This window comes from Prochlorococcus marinus str. MIT 9107, from assembly GCF_000759855.1.
GTDB lineage: Bacteria > Cyanobacteriota > Cyanobacteriia > PCC-6307 > Cyanobiaceae > Prochlorococcus_A > Prochlorococcus_A marinus_N.
Map to the genome: position 1 here is coordinate 252400 of NZ_JNAI01000009.1, position 19715 is coordinate 272114.

Here is a 19715-nt window from a genome sequence, read left to right on the forward strand (position 1 = left end):
AGAAATTACCAAGGCAAAACTTCTCCGTTAGCATGCCAAAATGTACCTGAGTTTTTTTTATTTAGAGAATCAATGCGTTTTAGAAGTCCATTTGCTGATTCTTCAGGACTAATTCCATTTCGAGTAAAGCCAGTCATTCTTGTACTCACTAACCCAGGATGCAAAATAGCTACATAAATATCTTCTTTTAATAAATCTATAGAAATTGATTTTGCTGCCATTGATAAAGCAACTTTAGACATCCTGTAACCATAAGAACTTCCAGATGTATTATCCTCAATTGATCCCATTCTACTTGTAATAAAAGCAACTTTAGAAGAACTATTTAAAAGATGCTTAAGAGATTGAGTGATAAGAATTGGACTTAATGCATTCACTTCAAATTGTTGCAAAATACTTTCTTTATCTAAGTTTTCTAAAGAATTAAATTCATAAATTCCTGCATTGTGAATTAAGCAATCCAAATGAACTCCAGATAGTTTTCTACGCAAATTTGTTATTGACTCATTAGAAGAAATTTCTATATTCTCTTCAATTCTCACTCCTAAATTTCTAAGTTCTTTTGACGCTTTCCTACACGTTGCAATTACATTATCTCCCCTCTTATGAATTTGCTTACATAATTCTAATCCAATACCCCTATTTGATCCTGTAATTAGAAAAGTGGACATCTTTGAGATAAGGAATAAAAAATTTATTTAAATTCAAATATAAAAAAACAACCTCGAAAAAGAAAAAAAGTTATACAAATCATAATAAAATTTTTGTATGGTTATAATTAAATTAATATTTATAAGAGTTTATAAAGGTAAGCAACGATATTTTTATCATCCAACATTTAATTTATGGAAGTTTTTAATCAAGAATTTATACAAGAGATTATTAGGTTAACCTGGAGAAATCCTGCTTTCATGGCTATAGCTATTGCCTTAGTTTGGCTTATCCCACAATTATTTATCAGGAAAATTATGAAACAAAAATATGAGCAAAGAAAAATAGAAATTCAGAAAAATAAAATTCAAAAACTTTATCCAAATACTCCTAAATAAAAATTTTTGTTTTAAAGTGTTCTAATAAATCAAAATACTTTTATATTTGAATTAAATATGGTCTACAAAATCATTAGAATTGACGGAGAGCATGATAAATTAACCTCTCAAAATTTTAATAAATATTTCGATGCCTACGATTTGTTAGAGGAATTATATAGTGATTTATGTTGTTCAGATGCTGACTATGGAGATATAACTTATTACGATATTGTGGAAAATAATAAAAACCCATAACAATGGAGAAAAAGAAATGGTCTCCCTCCCAAGAAGAAAATTTAGGTATAATAACTAGTGTATATGAACACATCAAAGAAGAACTTTCAGAACTTCAAAAAGAAACTGGATGTCCCGATTCTTTTATTTATGACTTCATTGGGAATATTCAGAATGAATGGCGTCCAAACTCTTGCCACTCCTTAGTTAGAAATAAAAAAAAGAACAATTAATTTTTTTAAGAATTAGAGTCAAATATGTAAAAATTTAAAGAATTTTTTTTAAATAAAAATTATTGAATATAACCTAAAATTAAAAATACTTAAACATGATTATTAGTGAGCTAGTCATCTGCCTTATTATTGGTAGGAATGCATATTATGGTTTAGTTTTGACTGGAAAAAGTACCCTTTAGTTCTTTTAACTTTTTAAGATTTTTCATGAAATGGCCTCCCACTCTTTGCTGGACTGCACCAAAGACAATTAATGGTAATAGGCATTTTCAAGTTAAAACTTATGGTGGTAAAAATGAAGATAGATGGGTTGATATTTTTCCTACCAAAAATAAAAAAAGATATTAAAAGGATTTCAGGGGCAAAACTAAAAACCGAATGGAATACGGGATGGTTGAGGCTCCCACAAGATAAAAATTAATTTGTCTATGTAAACAAATATTATTAACCAGAAAAATGTAAAATATCATACCTAATACAAAAAAAATATCTTCTAATATTTTTAAAAAGCTATTTAATATGAAGCCAGATTCGAAGAAAAAACTTCCTAATAAAAAAGTTATAAGTTCAGCAAAATTTGAGGCTAAAGAGCAATTCACAAAATCTGCATTAGAAAATTTAAAAACAGAAAATGAGAGACTTGTTAATTCACTGAAAAAATCTGGTGAAATTAAAGAATAAAAAAATATTTTACAAATTTAAAAAAATTTTATTAATATATTATTTTATAGATTAAGCAATGATTGAAAAAATCTCGCTTGCAAATTCACATTTACCTCAACTTATTGGGTTAGTACTTATTTCAATAGGCTATACATTAGGAAATAAATTTTATCTTCCTAAAATCGAACAAAAATAGTTTTTGCCAGTCATTAAACTATTATTGGTAAGTCAATACTAATTAAAGATATATTCTTATAAAAAAGTCTCAATACCCCCTAATTTAGTTTATTTTTTAAACAAATAAATTAATCGCCAAAATCCGCCACACAGAAATGACCTGTCACAATAACGTAACATTTAAGTTAATCTAAAAGTTGAAATCCAAAAATAAAGTAAAAATATATACTTTTTCTTTTAAATCATGTTACATTCATTAATAATTCTAGTTTAATTTTCTTTTTCAATAAAGCAGAGATAAGGAAATTTTTATTATGTAAAAATGTCATTTACACTTTGGCTAATTAATTTATCGCAGATTCAATATAATTATGGATGCTCTCACTAGTTTTATAATTGTAATAATTGCAATTACAATCCAATTTTCTCTTTTCACTATCAAAAGGTTGCAGGAGCCTTTAGAAACCAATTATTTGATAGATCAAAATTCCAAAAAAATTAAAAACTATCTGAGGAAATATTGGAAAAATGCTGAAATTACAAATGGTAGATTAGCTATGATTGGTTTTTCAGCTTTAATATTAAACTATGGCTTTTTTGGTTCTATAATTCCTGGGTTTATTTAAGCGATAATTATATTTAAGATCTTAGAAAAATTAAATCTCGCTTCCTAAAAACTCTCCTTTTTAGAAAATAATTTTTATTATAAGAAAAAAGGCAATTGAGTAATTCTAATTTTGATAAAAATGGATTAGACAGTTTTGGAATACATTGGCTCCAATATACTGCTTTTGCTATCTCTTGTTTTGCTATATTTACGACTTGGGCATTTTTCTATGATGAGATATTTCATAATTTCATAATGAATATTCTCAGATTTATTAACTGCAGCGGCTTTAACTGTAACGGAGCTTTTTAAACTTTTATGGCTAATCAAGATCAGAAACAATCTTAATTGATAATGCGTATGAAGAAATAAAAAATATCTGTATAGATCTTCAAAAAGATAATATTGCTTAGAATTTAGAAATTAAAAATCTATTTAAAATAATTATGAACGAATTGGTAGAAGAGAAAGAACAAAAAATTGGTTTTGTATTAAGTTAATGTTAGCCGCTATCTATAGGAGCTTTGTCTTTACATTAGTAAAATTAAGAATATATCTTATGCTTTAAAATGTAATATTAATACTTTCAGAGTTTTTAAAAAATTAAAAAGGAATGAATCTCGTACAAAAGAAACATTCCTAACTTAGCATTAGTTTTATTTAGATTTAAATTTTATAATTTAACTCCTCTGGTGGACTTTCAATCATTAGATCCCTCCGATTCAACAACTTAAACTTACGCGTTACATACAAAGAAAGTAAATCCGTAAAAATGCTGATTTATTATTTTCTAAAATGTTTGAATTAAAGAAGCCAATTCTGGTGCATCTAATAAAAGTGCAAAAAATGTAAGCACGACTATTAAAAATATGGAAAAATAAAATTGAATCATATTCAAAAATTACTTTAAAAGATTTTTTTAAGTTGTATAAAATAATGCTTTGTTTACATAATTAAATATCTCTACCTAGAAAAGTTTAATTAGAGAAAACTAAGATGCTTCAGGAGAAAATATAGTCCTATTTTTTTGCCAATACTCACAACCTTTAAGTAAAGGATCACACTGTGATATACGTTTTCCCTATCTTGGACAGATCAAGACAGTAGCAAAAGTTTATGGAGTGCTGTAGCGAAAGTGATTGTAAGTAATACAAATCTTTGTATTTTTTCGTTTTAGGATAGATTCTTTTAGATATTCCCATTTTGGCGGATTTACCTTAATGATGATTACTGGAATTTACTAGTAACAATTTGCCAACCTCCTGAAATTAATTCATTCCATTTTTCAAACGCAAACTCAATAGAATGAAGTCTTGAATTTTTAAGTTGGGCTGGTTCACCTAATTCATTTGCATAGAAAAGGTGGGTATATACTTTTAAGTTATTAGATACAGATTTCTTATAACTCTCAAAAAAAATTAATAAACCACTTTTTTGGTTAAACAACCAGCCAGCTGGGGGGTCAATAAGGTTGCCACTATAAAAATTAGTCCGAACATTAGCAACTCCTGATGTCATTAAGATAATACAGTTGTACTATTACTATAAATGTACTATTCTTCAACGTCAAGTATTTTTTCCAAGTAATTATTAAGATACAAAAATTACTTTCCAGAAATAATCAGTCTTAAACTTCTTATTTGGTAATAGTGTATACAAGTAACTCCTTCAAAAGGAAAATATCATTAAAGAGTAAATCCAAAAAAATAAAATGTATCGAAATCCCTTTTATCTAGGATGGAATAAAGGTTGGTCTTTTCTATTTTTTTTAGAGGGTGGCATTGCAAAAATTGAAGCAAAAGGTTTTGGTATATCTATTACAACAAAAGTTCAGAAAGGAGAATCACTCTTAGAATCTGCAGATAGATTAGTCTCGAAAGAGCAAAGAATTAGAAAATCAAGATATTATTCTTGGATTAGATCTATTAATGAAAAAGAATAAATTAAGCAGTCCTTCAATTACTAAAGTAATTTGTTGACAATCAATTTAGAATAGAAGTTAATTAGTTATTTTTAGTGTCCAATAAATTTTATGAATTGTGGAAAAACCACAGAAAAGTTTTAACCTATTTAGCTTTTATCATCTTGTTTGGTTTTTATTTATCTCCTGTTGTCAAAGAAGCGAAATATAAAAACCAATGCATTAAGTACTCTACTAAAGGAGCATTAACTAAATTTAATAAAGACAATATCGGAAAAACTTTATTAGAGGAAACTGGTTTGAAGATTGATGAATTAGCGAAGATTGAAGGTTATAAGAATTGTATTAATTAAAAAATTTGCAAAAATTTCGCTAATTTTTTAAATGATTAAGGGTATTTTTAAACTTATTTTATTAATATTATTATTAGGATTTATATCAATAAGTCCAAAATCAAGATACATGTTTGGTATATCTCTAAAACAAATTTCTTTATTTCTTTTATGGACTGTTAAATTTGAAGATAGAGAAAAATGGATAATAGATAAACCAAGTTGGATACCTAGCCAAAAAATTAAGAGATCGTATTAAATGAAGACTTATCTAGAAGAACGAATTGAATGGTATGACGATAATTATAGAAATGGGAATGCTTTAATTTCTGATAAGCAGTTCGATCAACTTGAAAAGAATTTATTAAGAACAAACCCTAATTGTGATTACTTTAAAAAGAAAAATAAACTAGTTTTGCCTTCATTAGAAAAGGATTCAATTGAAGAATTTTTGAGAGGATTATTAGCAGATACAAGATTATTAATTGAGCCTAAAATTGATGGTTGTGCTGTTGCTTTGCAGTATAGAGATGGAACCTTGGATAAAGCAATTTCAAGAAAAGGGACTGACATTACTAGAAAACTTGTTCAAGTTCAAGACATTCCAAATAATATCCATTTACGAGGAGTGCTTCAAGTTAGAGGTGAATTATACGCACCCAACCAAAGTTCAAATATCTCCCAGAGAATCGCTTCTGGATTTCTCAGAGCTAAAGAAGGATTTTCTGAAAGTCTTAGCTTCTGCGCATTTCAAATACTTAATTCAACACTTAACCAATATGAGTCAAAAAAAAGTCTTTCTAAGCTAGGCTTTAAAATCCCTCAGGATATTTCATGCAACTTTACGAGCCAAGTTCAAGTATTTAGAAAACAATGGCTAGAAGGAAAGCTTTTTAGAAAATATCCAACAGATGGAATAGTAGTAAAGATAAATTCTAGAAAATTACAATTAATTAGAGAAAAATCAAATTTAGATTATCCTTATTGGCAAGTGGCAATAAAAAGTTAATGGAATTAATACACCAGATTTTTCCTACTTGGCATATTTACTTAGACATGTTTTTGGTTGGTTTTGGAACTTACGGTTTTCTAAGAATTAAGAAAAAAATAAAGACCAAATAAATAATTCATAAACAAGATTTCTAAATCATCCTTCTTCTTTAAGCATTGCTCTAAGTTGTTCACTATCTAATTGCTCAAGATAATTTCTCATCGCCAGCCAAGATCTTCTACTTTCTAACTTTCCAATTTGTTTAAATAAATTTGCGGAAACTTTTTCTACCAGTTCTTTATGAGTCATATTTATATTCTTCATCAAGTTCAATGACAACACCATTAAAAAATTCAGCTAATAATTTTGATGAGTCTTGTATCGATATCTTTATATCTTTTTTTGATAGTTTCTTTTTGATTGGATTTAAGTTAGTCATACTGATTCAGGTAATTCAAGTTCTTCAAAAGTCCAACCTTCTAATTGAAGGTCATGCCATTTATCCCAGGCATTATCCAAATACATTTGAGTTGATGATTTAATTGACATAGGCTCACCGAGATCATTTGCATAATATGTATGAGCAAAAATTCTCATACTGTTTCTTGGGGATTTTTTATTCCTTGTAAATAAAATTAATCTTCTACGGTTTGGGCTAAGCAACCAACCACTTGGGGACTCATTACGATAACCGTAAGAAAAATTAGTCCAAACATCAGCTCCTCCTAAAGTCATTACATAATAATACATCTGTACTACTAATATAAATACATTGGTATGGGCCGTCAAGTATTTTGGCAAACAAATTATCTATACTCATTGAGAGCAAAAACAGTCCTGCTGATTCCTAAAAAATACCTACCAAAAGCCTGTTGTAGCAAGCATTTTGATAGGTAACACCGGATCCCCGTCAGTTCTCTGCTGCATCGACCTGGAAATGCCAGAAGAGGATTCAAAGTGAGCTTTCGTTTCCGATTACAAGATCGGTTTACTACCGCATCACGACAGTCTCCTCAAGTCGAAAGAGAGTCAGATCAGAGCACATAAAGAAGAACTTAACCAAAGATCCAGTGATTTAACTCTAACTTATTTTTTTATGAATTTGGAGATGGCCAGATGTCTCTTACCATAGTTAATAAAACTTGTGCCTCATCATATCTCTCTGAATGCGTTTTACCATTTAATAAAAATGTAATGTGAGCCATTTTTCTTCCTAGAATTTCATGAGATTTGCCATAACAATGAATATTTGAACCCTCAATTTCAGATAACATTTTGACTCTTGTTTCCATTGAAATTGGGAAATTCTTTTTTAATCCCAGTAGATTTATCATAATTGCCCCTTCACAGTTCATCTTAATTTCAGGTGGCATTATCCCAGAGGAAATGCAAACATATTGATCAAACTGACTTGAAGTACAAGCTTCAATAGAAAAATGAGCTGAATTATGTGTTCTAGGAGCTATTTCATTAACTAAAAGACCATTGTCTCCATAGAAAAATTCAATAGCTAAAACTCCAACGTAGTTAAGTTCATTTACTATTGAAGAGAAAATATTTATTGCAAATAAGTTTAAATCATATTCAGTTGTTGCAGGTGCAAGAACCCAATCACAAACATGGTTTGATTGGAATGTCTCTACGATGGGAAAAAATCTAATCTTACCGGTACTATCTCTTGAACCCACAAAAGCCAGTTCTTTTTCGTAATCTATCCATTCTTCTATTAACCATTGACCAGAATTATTCTCTTTTAAAAAAGAATCTAAATCTTCTTTTTTCTCTATTTTTTTATTCCCTTTGCCGTCATATCCACCTTTATTTGATTTTGCCATTAAAGGAAAACTCCAATTATTCATTTCCTGATCCGAGAGATTTTTAAAATCTTCAATACTTATCCATTTCGGACAGGTGATATTCATCTTATCTATTAATTTTTTTTGAGAAAACCTATCTACTAAGGGCTTAATTGCATTAAGGCTTGGGACGAAAATATCATTATTTTCAATTAAATTTAATTTATCAATTTTTATCCATTCATTTTCAAAAATTATTTTTTCGCACTCATTAATTAATAATTTATTACCCCTTATCTTTAAAGGATCAGCTTCTATGACATGATCTGCTTTAAAACCGGCAGGATCATCACAAGATTTTGTTTGAACACATACTTCTAAATCTCTTTTTTTTGCTGCTTCGGTTAACATCAAAGCCAATTGACCACCTCCAATTATTCCAAGCGAATAATTTTTCTTAATAATTTTTATATTTTTTTTTAACCTCATAGCATGATTTTATTACGATTTCTAATTCTTAACAACTAATTTTTTAAGTATCTAGAGCTTAGATTTTGCTAATATATAAAGTATTTAATACTAAATATTTATAAATTTAAACTAGGTAATTAATTGTGAATAAGAGAAAAATATTAGTTCCATTAGGTAAAAAGTCATATGAAGTAACTCTAGAAGCGGGATTACTCAATAATATCTGCGAAGAACTTTTAAAAATTGGAATAACAAAAAATAGAAAAATACTTGTGATTTCAAATGAAGAGATATCAAATTTATATGGAGAAAAATTCTTAAATCATTTAAAAGATAATAATTTTAAGGCTCAAATATTTATTATCAAGGCTGGAGAATCACATAAAAACTTGAAAACTTTAAGTGAAATATATGATGTTGCATTTGAATTTGGTTTAGATAGAAATTCAATAATTATTGCCCTTGGAGGAGGAATCGTTGGAGATGTCAGTGGTTTTGCAGCGGCTACTTGGCTTAGAGGTATCGAATATATTCAGATTCCAACAACATTATTATCGATGGTTGATTCTTCCGTAGGAGGAAAAACAGGGGTAAATCATCCTAAAGGCAAAAATTTAATTGGAGCTTTTAATCAACCTAAGGCAGTTTTTATTGATCCAGAAACTTTAAAAAGTTTGCCCAAAAGAGAATTTAGTGCAGGTATGGCCGAAGTAATAAAATACGGAGTCATAAGAGATAAAGAACTTTTTGAATATTTAGAAATTGAAAAGAATAAGAATGAACTTATAAATCTCAAAAATGAATACTTAATTAAAATAATTAATAGTTCAATTGAAACGAAGTCTCATATAGTTTCTCAAGACGAACATGAAAATGGTATCAGAGCAATATTGAATTATGGTCATTCTTTTGGTCACGTTATTGAAAATTTATGTGGATACGGCAAATTTCTACATGGTGAGGCGATATCAATTGGGATGAATATTGCGGGGAAAATAGCTATTGAGAAAGGGTTATGGTCTAAAGAAGAATTAAAAAGACAAGAGAATCTTTTGAATAGTTATGATCTTCCTACTGAGATACCCAAAATAAATAAAGAAGAGGTTCTAACAATACTTATGGGCGACAAAAAAGTACGTGATGGCAAAATGAGATTCATCTTACCGAAAGAGATTGGTGAAGTTGATATTTATGATGACGTAGAGGATTCATTGTTTTTAGAGTTTTTTTCTTAAAGCAAGCAGGTTGAATTTATATTCACTTCCTTCGCCTTAAACTTATTAAAAACAAACCACTTAAAATCTCCAAGACACAAAGGGTCAACCAGTCTAAGTAATGCTTCTCTTCTTAAAAAGGCATTTGATAAATCTTTCTTAAATTCTTGCTGAATTCCATAAAGTCTCTCTGCTAATCCTAGTGCTAACAAAGCTTCTCCTTGTTTAGTTATTCCAGCAGTATTAAATCCAAGAGTCTCAGCATCATTAATTAAGGTTTCTATACACAAATGAGATGTTAAATCGCAATTCCCTGGAGAATCCAGGACATTAGTGTTCATTTTTTGATTTTTATAAGAAACTATCGTCCCATCGCAATTCTTAGAAGTGTAGTATTTTTTAGCATCTTTAGCGTAATCAATTATCAATAAAATACCATTATTAATTTTTCCGTAAATAGCTTTTAACCATTCTGAGTTGTCTACATGCCATTCTGTTGTCCAACCTTCAATGACATCTTCAGGCGGAATAGTTATTCCTAATTCATTTTTCGCAAGTTCGATACTTTTTTCCAATTCACTTGGAATAGGCATTTCATCAAAAAATAATTTACAAGATTTTTTGTCTAAAGATACTGCTTGTCGAAATAATTTTCCCTTAGAAAAAGTTATTCTCTCTACTGGCAAAGCATCTAAAACCTCATTTGCTACAACTATTCCATTAATATTATTTTCCTCTAATTCCTCCAAACCTTTCCACAAAATTTCAATACCTAAGTTTAAAAATTCCTCCAATTTATTTTTTTGTTTTTCTAACATCCCTTTATTAGGTTCAATGATCACAAAAGAAACTCCTTTCAAAAAATTTTTACTACTTCCTAATAAATATTTAATTAATCCACTCATAAAACTTCCATCTCCAGCTCCAAATTCAATTACAGTTAATTTCTTATTAGATAAAAAACCACTTTTTAACTGAATCAACCAATCTTCGATTTGTTTACCAACCAAAAAAGCAAAATCATCTGATAAAGAGGGTGATGTAACAAAATCTCCTCGAAAGCCTAGCTTAGCTTTACCGCTGCCATAGTAACCATTGATAGGATCATTTAAAACAAAGTTCATATAGTCATAAAAACTTATAGTCCCACCCATTTTTATTATTTTTTTTACTAACCAATCTGGATTATTCACGGGTAAGCAATTCATCGGCGAAAATATAAAGAGACGAAACTTATTTATGCCTTCAAAGATTAACTATTTATTGGGAATATTTCTATCAATAGTCTTTTTTATTTCACATAAACCCGTTTTCGCTATAAATAATCCAAATCTCTTACCAGAAGAAAAAACACCTGTAATTGATTTAGCTAAAACATTAAGTCCTAATCAGAAAAAATCTTTAGAGGATAAGCTCAACAAACTAGAAGTTGAAAGTGGATGGAAAATTAAATACTTATCTCAGTTTGAGAGTTCTCCAGGTAGAGCGATAAAGGACTATTGGGATCTGGATGAGACAAGTTTATTAATAGTTGCAGATCCTAGAGGTGGTAATCTATTGAACTTTAACGTCGGAGAGGCTTATTTTGCTTTTATGCCACGATTATTTTGGGTTGAACTTCAAACAAGATTTGGTAATCAATATTATGTAAAAGATCATGGAGAAGATGGAGCAGTACTAGATGCAATTAATTCAGTAAAAGTTTGTCTTGAGAGAGGAGGTTGTCAAGTTGTCCCAGGCCTCCCCAAAGAGCAATATATTTGGACTTTATGTACCTCTATCCTTGGAGGACTAGTAGCGGGATTCGCCTCCGCCCCAAGGAAAGAAGGTAAAGTCATTTCAATTGGATTTTTAGCTCTTCTTTCTCCTTTATGGGGAATGTTATTTGGGATCTTTGGTTTGGCACCGATAATCACCAGAACGAATGATTTATTACCTTTATTTAAAAATGGTTTAGCTTTTACGGCAGCAGGAATTGCGGGGTATCTTTTATCTCAAACGTTATTTTCAAGATATGAAAAGCCAAATAATAGTTAAATTTTGATCGATAATATTTAATCTAAAGGAATTTGTCTTCTTCACAAATTTCACCAGATTCGGAATACCATCTATGAGAAACATGTATTAATTGTTTTTTTTCAAACTCAATCCATGAAAAGTTAATTAATAATTCTCCATTTTCATCAGCTTTATATCTTGGCACTACAGCAGTATTTAAATAAAAAGTTCCTTTACTATCAATTTTAAACATTTCTCTTAAACCAAGATTTCTTTTAAGCCGATTGTGCATATGACCAAAAATTACAAGGTCAACTTTTCTTTTCTTTTGTATTTGTGAAATAGCAAAAGACAAATCTCTATCTCCCCAATCTAAAGAGGGTAATTTCCAATCTTTCCCACAAATACTTCCAGGTTCTGAGCCTAAACCCGAAGGACCAGCATGAGACATAATTATTAAAGGGATATCTTCAATAGTCTTTTCAGAACATTTGATGATTTTATTTACTGAATCTTGTTCGCTGATAGGGCCATAAACTCCTTTTACTTCTTTTGAAAGATAATAACCACCTCCTGAACTGCATGGTCTAGCAGATAGTAAATTTATTTGATTATTAAAAACTTTCAAATCCCATGCACAAAATTTTTCACCAAGAACACGTATTTGCTTTAAGAGAATTTCACCCGTAGAGTCCTTCCCTCTATCATGATTACCTAATACTACAAATGTAGGTATTTTGATTTCATTTATTTTTTTTATTATTTTGACACTCCCATCAGAAATATCACCAACAAATAAAACAATATTTGGTTTAATAATCGATAAAACTTTCAAGTCTAAATCTGACCATTGACCATGACAGTCACCAACAATAGCAATTTTTAAATTTGTCAGAATTTTTTCTGTTTAAAGGCATATAATCTATTTAGAGATATTCTAAATCCTGACCAGTATAACTTCTACTCCAAAACAGAAATCCATTCAAAATGAAGAGGATTTGATTTCTGAAATTAAGGAGCGTTGCATAAAAGCTAATGCTATTATTTTGGCGCATTATTATCAAGCTCCAGAGATTCAAGAAATTGCAGATTTTATTGGAGATTCATTAGATCTATCTAGGAAAGCTGCGAATAATGATGCAGATATAATAATTTTTTGCGGGGTACACTTTATGGCCGAAACCGCAAAAATACTTAGCCCAAATAAAACAGTCTTATTACCCGATATTGACGCAGGATGCTCATTAGCAGACGATTGTCCCGCAGATGAATTTCAAAAGTTTAGGGATAATAATTCAGACCACTATGTCGTAAGTTACATAAATTGTACTGCGGAAGTAAAAGCTCAAAGTGATCTAATATGTACAAGCAGCAATGCAGTCTCATTAGTTAAAAAGATACCTGAAGGGAAAAAGATAATTTTTGCGCCGGATCAGAATCTTGGAAGATGGGTGCAGAAAAATTCAGGAAGAGATCTCAAATTATGGCCTGGCAGCTGCATCGTTCATGAATCATTTAGTGAAGAAGCACTACTAAAATTAAAATTCCAAAATCCAGGAGCAAAAATTATTGCTCACCCTGAATGTAGTCAAAATTTATTACTTCTCTCGGACTTTATTGGATCAACCAGTAAATTGCTTGATTTCGTCAGCAAAGATCCAGCTAAAACTTACATGGTATTAACAGAACCTGGAATAATACATCAGATGAAGAAGGTTGAACCTAATAAAACCTTTATTGAAGTTCCAGACATAGAAGGTTGTAAATGTAACGATTGTCCATATATGAAACTAAACACTTTAGAAAAAATTCTTGATTGTTTAAAAAACAATTCACCGTCTATCGAACTTGACCCTGAAATAATAAGAAAAGCTTACGTACCAATAAAAAGGATGTTGGATATGAGTAATTAATTAAATGAAAATACTCTATTTTCCTTATTAATTTTCAATAATGCATTAAGGTTTGTAGTGGCAGAGTTAAACTGACCTATCTGATTTCTCCTTTTAATTATATTTATTAACTCTTTTTCACCTGCTTTATATTGTTTATCTTTTCTAGTTCCAATCTCTCTTTGAAGAATAGGGTTGATATTCATATTTACTTCTATGTCTGGAATAATTCCAGATTTATTTATATCAATGCCATTCGGAGTTAAATACTTAGCTACTGTAACAGTTAGACCAGAACCATCAACTAAGGTTCTCATGGATTGAACTAGCCCTTTCCCAAAAGTTTTTTTACCAATTAATTTACCTCTTTTGTTATCTTTTATTGCGCCAGAAACTATTTCACTAGCACTAGCAGAGCCCTCATTAACTAAGACAACTAAGGGTTTTTTTGTTAGAGCTTGACCGTTTCCTCTTTTTATTTCTTTTAAACCATCTTTACTTAAGGTGCTTACTATTATTCCCTTATTAATAAAATGTCTAGAGATATCAATGCTTGATTCTAATAATCCTCCCGGATTACTTCTCAAATCAAGAACATATCCTGCGACTTTTTTTGTTTCTAAATCTTTAATAACATCTTTAGTTTCTCTTGATGCATTTGCATTAAATTGTTTAATTCTTACGTAGCCAATTAATAAGCCGTTTTTGGTTTGATTGACTTTACTTAAAACAGATTTTATTTCAATCTTTTCTCTTAATAAAACCTTAAAAAAAGATTTAGAACCTCTAAGAATTTCAAGCTTAACTTTAGTACCTCTTTGTCCTCTTATTAATTTTACGGCGTCCTCTATATTCATCCCTTCTGTAGAAATATCATCTATAGATATTATTTTATCTCTAGCCTTAATTCCAGCATCATAAGCAGGCGTGTCCTCTATTGGAGAAATAATTATTAAATCATCAGATTCTTTATCTTTAACTATTTGGATACCAACTCCAGTTAATTCGCCAGAGGTATCAATTCTCATTTGATTAAATTCTTTAGGTTCTAAAAATCTTGTGTAAGAATCATCTAAGTTCGATAGCATATCTCGAATCGCATCATATGCTTCATTGCTGTCTGAGTATGTTTTTGATAAAAACTCTTTTCTTAGCTTAATCCAATTAGACTTTTGAAATTTACCACTTGAATCAAGAAAATCTCTATATACAATTTGCCAAACATGATCAATTACTTCTTTATAACTATTATTTAAAACTGTTGCATCTGCAAAATTACTAAAAAATATCCCAGAAAAAGTTGTAGTAAATAAAATTATAAAATTTTTTTTTAGCAATTTTTTTATCTTCAAAGAATCAAGTTTTAATCATATTATAAAAAATATTTATTTAAAATTTCAAAATTTGACAAATCCTTAAGGATCAATCCACTTTCCATCATCCTTAATAAGTTGAATTAAAGCATCAACCCCCTCGTCTTCAGGCACTCTTTTTATCTCTTCTTTCCTTCTATATAAAGCGATGGTTCCTTTACCTTTACCAACATAACCATAATCAGCATCTGCCATCTCTCCAGGCCCATTTACTATGCACCCCATTATTGCTATATCTAAACCTGTCAAATGTGAAGTAGCATTTCTAACTTTATCTACGACTTCTTCTAGATTGAAAAGTGTTCTTCCACAACTAGGGCAACTGATGTATTCAACCATCGTTTTTCTTAGTCCTAAAGATTGCAAAATTGAGTAGCATACTGGAATTTCCTTTTCAGGTGCTTCTGTCAAAGAAACTCTAATGGTATCTCCTAATCCCTCTGCCAGAAGTGTTCCGATTCCAGCAGTACTTTTAATCCTTCCATAATCACCATCTCCAGCTTCCGTCACTCCTAAATGCAATGGATAATTATATCCTTCTGAATCAAGTCTATCTGCAATCATCCTGTAAGCTGCCATCATCACAGGTGCTCTAGAAGCTTTCATAGAAATTATTATGTTATGAAAATCAAGCTCATCACAAATTTTGACGAACTCCATCGCAGATTCTGTCATTCCCAATGGAGTATCTCCATAAGTAAATAGCATTCTCTCAGATAGAGATCCATGATTAACTCCAATTCTTAGAGCTTTGTTTTCAGCCTTTAAAACTTCTACTAAAGGGGTAAATCTTTTAAGTATTGTTTCTTTGATAGTTTCAAATTCCTCATCTGTATATTTAGTTCTTGTAGGGTCTGATTTCTCAAATACAAACAATCCAGGATTTATTCTTACTTTATCAACATGTTTTGCAACCTCCATTGCAATTTTCATCCCATTATGATGAACATCCGCGACCAATGGAGTGTTAATATTATCTCCCAATAATTTTTCTTTTATATCTCCTACTGCTTTTGCATGTGCTAAAGAAGGAACAGTTAATCTCACTATTTCACAACCCACATCATGTAGTCTTTTGATAGCCAAGTAAGCATTTTCGACATCCATTGTATCTTCATTTATCATAGATTGAACTCTTACTGGATAATCACTTCCTATTGCTATATCGCCAACCATTACTGTTCTGGTTATCCTCCTCTCAATATGAGTTGAATATCTTTTGGAGAGACTATTAACCTCTTTTGATTGAGTTAATGACATTAAAATTTTTGATATTCAAAAAGGATTCACTAAATTATAAGGCATATAGTTTACCACTTACATTCTCAAGGTCCTTGAAAGTCAGATCATAGGGTTTATTGATTTCTTTTGAAGGAAATCTCAACAAATATGATGGATGAAAAATTACCATAATTTCTCTCCCATCTTTGTTAATCCATTGACCTCTTAAATTACTTATAGGATCTTTAACTTCTAAAATAGCTCTCATAGCAGTCGAACCAGTAAGAATTATAAATTTTGGATCAACAAGTTTTATTTGCTGCATTAACCAAGGTTTATGAATATTAATTTCTCTGGTAGTTGGTTTTCTATTCTTTGATGGACGACATTTAATTACATTACAAAAATAAACATCTTCTTCGTAATCAATACCCGCTTTTCTCAACAATTCGTTTAATAATTTACCAGATTTACCTACATAAGGTTTTCCCTCTAAGTCTTCCTGGGCTCCAGGAGCTTCACCAATTATTAATAAATCTGCGAATACACTTCCTCTTCCAATTACTAACCTTTTCACCGAAAATAAAAATTTAAATTTTTTTTATCTTAAGAAGTTAAAACATGAAAATAAATTAAATTAAGAAAATGTACTAAATTAAACCATTCTGTGATACTCTTACTTATTCTTAATTTATGCATTTGTCATAATTAAAAGCCATATTTGAAAAAGCTATAAATCAATGAATAAAGCTAATTTATCTAAAAGGGCACTTTCAATTGAGCCTTCACTTACACTGCAGATAAGTGCTAAAGCAAATCAATTAGCTGCAGAGGGTGTAGACATCTGCAATTTAAGTGCTGGAGAACCTGATTTTAATGCTCCAAAAGAAGTTATAGATGCTACAAGTAAAGCGATATTTGATGGATTTACAAAGTACGGACCTGCAGCGGGGAATTTAGATCTCCGAAAAGCAATTGCAAAAAAATTTCAAATTCAAAACAATTTAGATATTGAATTTGAGAATGTAATGATCACAAATGGTGCTAAACAAGCAATATATAATTTATTCCAAGTTTTATTAAATGATGGAGACGAAGTTATCATACCTGCTCCATACTGGTTAAGTTATCCCCAGATGGTTAAGTTGGCTGGTGGGAAGCCAATTTTTACAAATTCATCTGCTGAAGATGGATTTAAAATAAATATAAATGATTTGAAGTCTAAAATCTCTACAAAAACTAAATTTATAATTATGAATTCTCCCAATAATCCTACAGGTAGAGTAATGTCAAAAGAAGAGTTATTACAAGTTGCTGATATAGCCAGGGAAAATCCAAATATCAATATTCTTTGTGATGAAATTTACGAACTAATCCTTAAAAAAGATTTTATTCACTACAGTTTATCTACATTAGCTAATGACTTAAAAGAGAGAATTTTTTTAATAAATGGATTTGCTAAAGGATGGGCTATGACAGGATGGAGGATAGGTTATTTAGTAGGTCCCAAAGATGTAATCAAAGCATCCTCAGCATTACAAAGTCAAAGTACAAGTAATGTATGTTCTTTTGTTCAAAAAGGTGCTTTAGAGGCTTTAAAAATTAATAATGAGTTTTTCTCAATGATAAATAGCCATTATGATCAAAGAAGAAGTCTTCTTTATGAGGGCCTTAAAAATATAAATGGGATTTATATTGAAGAACCTAATGGAGCATTTTACGCATTTCCAAGATTACCTAACTCCTCAATTACTTCTGTTGATTTTTGCAAAAAAGCTCTTCAAGATTATGGATTAGTTGTTGTACCTGGAAAAGCTTTTGGTGCTGACGAATGTATAAGAATATCTTGTGCAGCTTCAGTAGTTAAAATAAAAGAGGGCCTAAATAGATTTTCAAAAGCTATATCAGAGTATTATTAATTTAAAACCTAAATATGTTTAATTTAAAAAATTTTATACTGAGTTCATCTCTATTATTTTCTATCTTTTCATTACCTGTATTTTCAAATCCCAAAGTTTTAAAGGTTGGAGCAATACCTGATCAAAACCAAGATGTTTTAGACAAAAGATTTAATTTATTTTCAAAAGAATTATCCAAGCAACTTAATGTAGAAGTTAAATACATTCCTGTTATTAATTATGTTGCAGCAGTAACTGGATTTAGACTTAAAGATTTAGATTTGGTTTGGTTTGGCGGTTTATCAGGAGTTCAAGCAAGATTACAAACTCCTAATTCAATTGTCATAGCTCAAAGAAATATCGATAAGAAATTTGAAAGTGTTTTTATAGTAAATAAACATTCAGAACTTAACTCAATTTCAAACATTAAAGAACTAAAAAAACTCAAGAATTTAAGATTTACTTTTGGCTCTGAAAACTCAACTTCTGGAAGATTAATGCCAGAATATTTCCTAAATCAGGCAGGGGTAGAAATTAAACACTTTAAAGGTAAAAAAGCAAGTTTTAGTGGAAGTCATGATGCCACAATAGCTTTAGTTAATAGTGGGGCATTTGATGCAGGAGCTTTAAATAAACAAGTTTGGGAAAACAATCTTAAAAATAATCCCAAAAGAACAAGTAATTTAAAATTATTCTGGATCACTCCAAAATATGTTGACTATCATTGGTTAGCTCAAGGCGATCTTGACAGGAAATTCGGGGAAGGGTTTACAAAACAACTTAAATCAGTAATTCTAAATTTAGATATAAAGAAAAAATCACATCAACAGATATTAGATATGTTCAATGCAAAAAGATTTATTAATGCAGAAGCAAAACAGTATAAAAAGATTGAGAATATCGGGAGAAAATTAAATAAAATTAGATGAAAAATACTCTCTTAGAACTAAAAAATATATCTTATAAATACAAAAAAAATCTGATTCTAAATAAAGTAAATTTAAAAATCAATTCAGGAGAGAAAATTGCACTTTTAGGTAAAAGTGGTTCAGGAAAAACTACTCTTATATCAGTGCTTAATGGTACTATAAAGCCAACTCTAGGTGAGGTTAAATTATTCAATAAAAGTTTCGAGGAATTAGATAGAAAGCAAAAACACAAGATAACAACTATTTGGCAAGATTTAAGATTAATAGAAGATCTCTCGGCAGAACAAAATGTTAATTGTGGACTACTAGCGGAAAACAATTTTTATTTCGCTTTTAAAAATTTGCTAAATATAAGTTCTTTCAAGAAGGCTCATAAATATATGCAATTATGTAAACTTCATAACTCTATATACGACAAAAAAATCAGAAAACTTTCTGGTGGGCAAAAACAAAGAGTAGCTATAGCTAGATCATTAATTCAAGGATCAAATATATTACTTGCAGATGAGCCTTTTAGTAATTTAGATCCCAAATTGATAAAAACAATTAAAAACCTACTGCTAGAAAATGTGGATAAAAATAATATAAAATTCCCAAAGACAACTTTAGTTGCATTACATAGATTAGATTTGTTGAACGATTTCGATAAAGTTATAGGAATAAGAGATGGTAAAATTTTTTTCAATATTAAAAGAACTAACTTAAAGAAGTTTCATTTAGACAAAATATATTAA

The 19715-nt window shown here is 29.8% G+C and carries 26 protein-coding genes, 1 other RNA gene and 1 pseudogene; 16 read left to right on the forward strand and 12 right to left on the reverse strand.

What is annotated here, in order from left to right; translation table 11 throughout:
- Positions 1-5: 5 nt before the first annotated feature.
- A complete protein-coding gene (locus EU92_RS01990; RefSeq protein WP_032513440.1) occupies positions 6-671 on the reverse strand; it encodes an SDR family oxidoreductase in 666 nt (221 codons plus the stop codon).
- A 174-nt stretch (positions 672-845) separates the two neighbouring features.
- Here EU92_RS01990 and EU92_RS0109225 point away from each other — a divergent pair, with 174 nt between their 5' ends.
- From EU92_RS0109225 to EU92_RS0109235, 6 genes and pseudogenes are all read left to right on the forward strand, one after another.
- Entirely contained in the window at positions 846-1049 is a 204-nt protein-coding gene (locus EU92_RS0109225) for a hypothetical protein (RefSeq protein WP_032513439.1), read from the forward strand.
- 57 nt (positions 1050-1106) lie between these two features.
- A complete protein-coding gene (locus EU92_RS01985; protein ID WP_032513438.1) occupies positions 1107-1286 on the forward strand; it encodes a hypothetical protein in 180 nt (59 codons plus the stop codon).
- A 2-nt stretch (positions 1287-1288) separates the two neighbouring features.
- Positions 1289-1498, forward strand: a complete 210-nt coding sequence (locus EU92_RS01980; protein ID WP_032513437.1) for a hypothetical protein — start codon at positions 1289-1291, stop codon at positions 1496-1498.
- 207 nt (positions 1499-1705) lie between these two features.
- Positions 1706-1919 (forward strand): annotated as a pseudogene (locus EU92_RS0109230) (TIGR02450 family Trp-rich protein).
- Between the two features lie 98 nt (positions 1920-2017).
- Positions 2018-2179: a hypothetical protein gene (locus EU92_RS10030; protein ID WP_193741728.1), complete on the forward strand. Its 162-nt coding sequence runs from the start codon at positions 2018-2020 to the stop codon at positions 2177-2179.
- Between the two features lie 530 nt (positions 2180-2709).
- Complete coding sequence (locus tag EU92_RS0109235; RefSeq protein WP_032513436.1) at positions 2710-2964, forward strand: chlorophyll a/b-binding protein; 255 nt, start codon at positions 2710-2712, stop codon at positions 2962-2964.
- 1208 nt (positions 2965-4172) lie between these two features.
- Here the strand turns inward: EU92_RS0109235 and EU92_RS01975 are convergent.
- On the reverse strand, positions 4173-4463 hold the full coding sequence (locus EU92_RS01975; RefSeq protein WP_032513435.1) for a DUF1651 domain-containing protein: 291 nt from the start codon (positions 4461-4463) through the stop codon (positions 4173-4175).
- Positions 4464-4656: 193 nt separating this feature from the next.
- Here EU92_RS01975 and EU92_RS01970 point away from each other — a divergent pair, with 193 nt between their 5' ends.
- The 4 genes from EU92_RS01970 to EU92_RS01960 all read left to right on the forward strand — a co-directional run bounded on the left by EU92_RS01970 (position 4657) and on the right by EU92_RS01960 (position 6207).
- Positions 4657-4887, forward strand: coding sequence for a hypothetical protein (locus EU92_RS01970; RefSeq protein ID WP_032513434.1), 231 nt, complete (start codon positions 4657-4659; stop codon positions 4885-4887).
- Between the two features lie 74 nt (positions 4888-4961).
- Positions 4962-5219: a hypothetical protein gene (locus EU92_RS01965; protein WP_032513433.1), complete on the forward strand. Its 258-nt coding sequence runs from the start codon at positions 4962-4964 to the stop codon at positions 5217-5219.
- Between the two features lie 31 nt (positions 5220-5250).
- The gene (locus EU92_RS0109240) at positions 5251-5457 is read left to right on the forward strand and encodes a hypothetical protein (RefSeq protein ID WP_032513432.1); all 207 of its coding nucleotides are present in this window, start codon (positions 5251-5253) and stop codon (positions 5455-5457) included.
- The gene (locus EU92_RS01960; RefSeq protein WP_032513431.1) at positions 5458-6207 is read left to right on the forward strand and encodes an NAD-dependent DNA ligase; all 750 of its coding nucleotides are present in this window, start codon (positions 5458-5460) and stop codon (positions 6205-6207) included. It begins immediately after the preceding gene.
- A 138-nt stretch (positions 6208-6345) separates the two neighbouring features.
- Here EU92_RS01960 and EU92_RS10035 read toward each other — a convergent pair whose 3' ends face one another.
- The 5 genes from EU92_RS10035 to EU92_RS01950 form a co-directional block, all read right to left on the reverse strand.
- Positions 6346-6513 carry a hypothetical protein gene (locus EU92_RS10035; RefSeq protein WP_206537413.1) on the reverse strand — a complete coding sequence of 56 codons (168 nt, stop codon included), beginning with the start codon at positions 6511-6513 and terminating at the stop codon, positions 6346-6348.
- Positions 6488-6628 carry a hypothetical protein gene (locus EU92_RS10040; RefSeq protein ID WP_193741726.1) on the reverse strand — a complete coding sequence of 47 codons (141 nt, stop codon included), beginning with the start codon at positions 6626-6628 and terminating at the stop codon, positions 6488-6490. Before EU92_RS10040 ends, EU92_RS10035 begins: the two co-directional genes overlap by 26 nt.
- The gene (locus EU92_RS01955; RefSeq protein WP_032513430.1) at positions 6625-6924 is read right to left on the reverse strand and encodes a DUF1651 domain-containing protein; all 300 of its coding nucleotides are present in this window, start codon (positions 6922-6924) and stop codon (positions 6625-6627) included. The genes EU92_RS10040 and EU92_RS01955 overlap by 4 nt, the downstream gene beginning before the upstream one ends.
- 157 nt (positions 6925-7081) lie before the next feature.
- Positions 7082-7266: non-coding RNA, 6S RNA (gene ssrS / locus EU92_RS09595), on the reverse strand.
- Between the two features lie 17 nt (positions 7267-7283).
- Positions 7284-8474 (reverse strand): 5-(carboxyamino)imidazole ribonucleotide synthase, encoded by a 1191-nt coding sequence (locus EU92_RS01950; RefSeq protein WP_032513427.1) that lies wholly within the window; start codon positions 8472-8474, stop codon positions 7284-7286.
- 125 nt (positions 8475-8599) lie between these two features.
- Here EU92_RS01950 and aroB point away from each other — a divergent pair, with 125 nt between their 5' ends.
- Positions 8600-9691, forward strand: coding sequence for a 3-dehydroquinate synthase (gene aroB / locus EU92_RS01945; RefSeq protein WP_032513426.1), 1092 nt, complete (start codon positions 8600-8602; stop codon positions 9689-9691).
- Here aroB and EU92_RS01940 read toward each other — a convergent pair.
- Entirely contained in the window at positions 9688-10878 is a 1191-nt protein-coding gene (locus tag EU92_RS01940) for a class I SAM-dependent methyltransferase (RefSeq protein WP_032513425.1), read from the reverse strand. The two genes, aroB and EU92_RS01940, sit on opposite strands and share 4 nt — an antisense overlap.
- Positions 10879-10909: 31 nt before the next feature.
- Between EU92_RS01940 and EU92_RS01935 the strand changes: the two genes are divergently transcribed.
- The gene (locus EU92_RS01935) at positions 10910-11707 is read left to right on the forward strand and encodes a methanol dehydrogenase (RefSeq protein ID WP_032513424.1); all 798 of its coding nucleotides are present in this window, start codon (positions 10910-10912) and stop codon (positions 11705-11707) included.
- A gap of 22 nt (positions 11708-11729) precedes the next feature.
- Here EU92_RS01935 and EU92_RS01930 read toward each other — a convergent pair whose 3' ends face one another.
- Positions 11730-12503 (reverse strand): TIGR04168 family protein, encoded by a 774-nt coding sequence (locus EU92_RS01930; protein ID WP_032513423.1) that lies wholly within the window; start codon positions 12501-12503, stop codon positions 11730-11732.
- Positions 12504-12666: 163 nt separating this feature from the next.
- Here EU92_RS01930 and nadA point away from each other — a divergent pair, with 163 nt between their 5' ends.
- Positions 12667-13581, forward strand: coding sequence for a quinolinate synthase NadA (gene nadA, locus EU92_RS01925; RefSeq protein ID WP_032513422.1), 915 nt, complete (start codon positions 12667-12669; stop codon positions 13579-13581).
- Here the strand turns inward: nadA and EU92_RS01920 are convergent.
- From EU92_RS01920 to EU92_RS01910, 3 genes are all read right to left on the reverse strand, one after another.
- The gene (locus tag EU92_RS01920; RefSeq protein WP_032513420.1) at positions 13578-14912 is read right to left on the reverse strand and encodes a S41 family peptidase; all 1335 of its coding nucleotides are present in this window, start codon (positions 14910-14912) and stop codon (positions 13578-13580) included. The two genes, nadA and EU92_RS01920, sit on opposite strands and share 4 nt — an antisense overlap.
- A gap of 63 nt (positions 14913-14975) precedes the next feature.
- Positions 14976-16193, reverse strand: coding sequence for a (E)-4-hydroxy-3-methylbut-2-enyl-diphosphate synthase (gene ispG, locus EU92_RS01915; RefSeq protein ID WP_032513419.1), 1218 nt, complete (start codon positions 16191-16193; stop codon positions 14976-14978).
- A gap of 34 nt (positions 16194-16227) precedes the next feature.
- Positions 16228-16731 carry a uracil-DNA glycosylase gene (locus EU92_RS01910; RefSeq protein WP_032523455.1) on the reverse strand — a complete coding sequence of 168 codons (504 nt, stop codon included), beginning with the start codon at positions 16729-16731 and terminating at the stop codon, positions 16228-16230.
- Between the two features lie 163 nt (positions 16732-16894).
- Between EU92_RS01910 and EU92_RS01905 the strand changes: the two genes are divergently transcribed.
- Genes EU92_RS01905 through EU92_RS01895 form a run of 3 tightly spaced genes read left to right on the forward strand, consistent with a single transcriptional unit; the run spans position 16895 to position 19715 of the window.
- The gene (locus EU92_RS01905; RefSeq protein ID WP_032513416.1) at positions 16895-18073 is read left to right on the forward strand and encodes a pyridoxal phosphate-dependent aminotransferase; all 1179 of its coding nucleotides are present in this window, start codon (positions 16895-16897) and stop codon (positions 18071-18073) included.
- Positions 18074-18087: 14 nt separating this feature from the next.
- Entirely contained in the window at positions 18088-18981 is an 894-nt protein-coding gene (locus EU92_RS01900) for a putative selenate ABC transporter substrate-binding protein (protein ID WP_032513414.1), read from the forward strand.
- On the forward strand, positions 18978-19715 hold the full coding sequence (locus EU92_RS01895) for an ATP-binding cassette domain-containing protein (protein ID WP_032513413.1): 738 nt from the start codon (positions 18978-18980) through the stop codon (positions 19713-19715). Before EU92_RS01900 ends, EU92_RS01895 begins: the two co-directional genes overlap by 4 nt.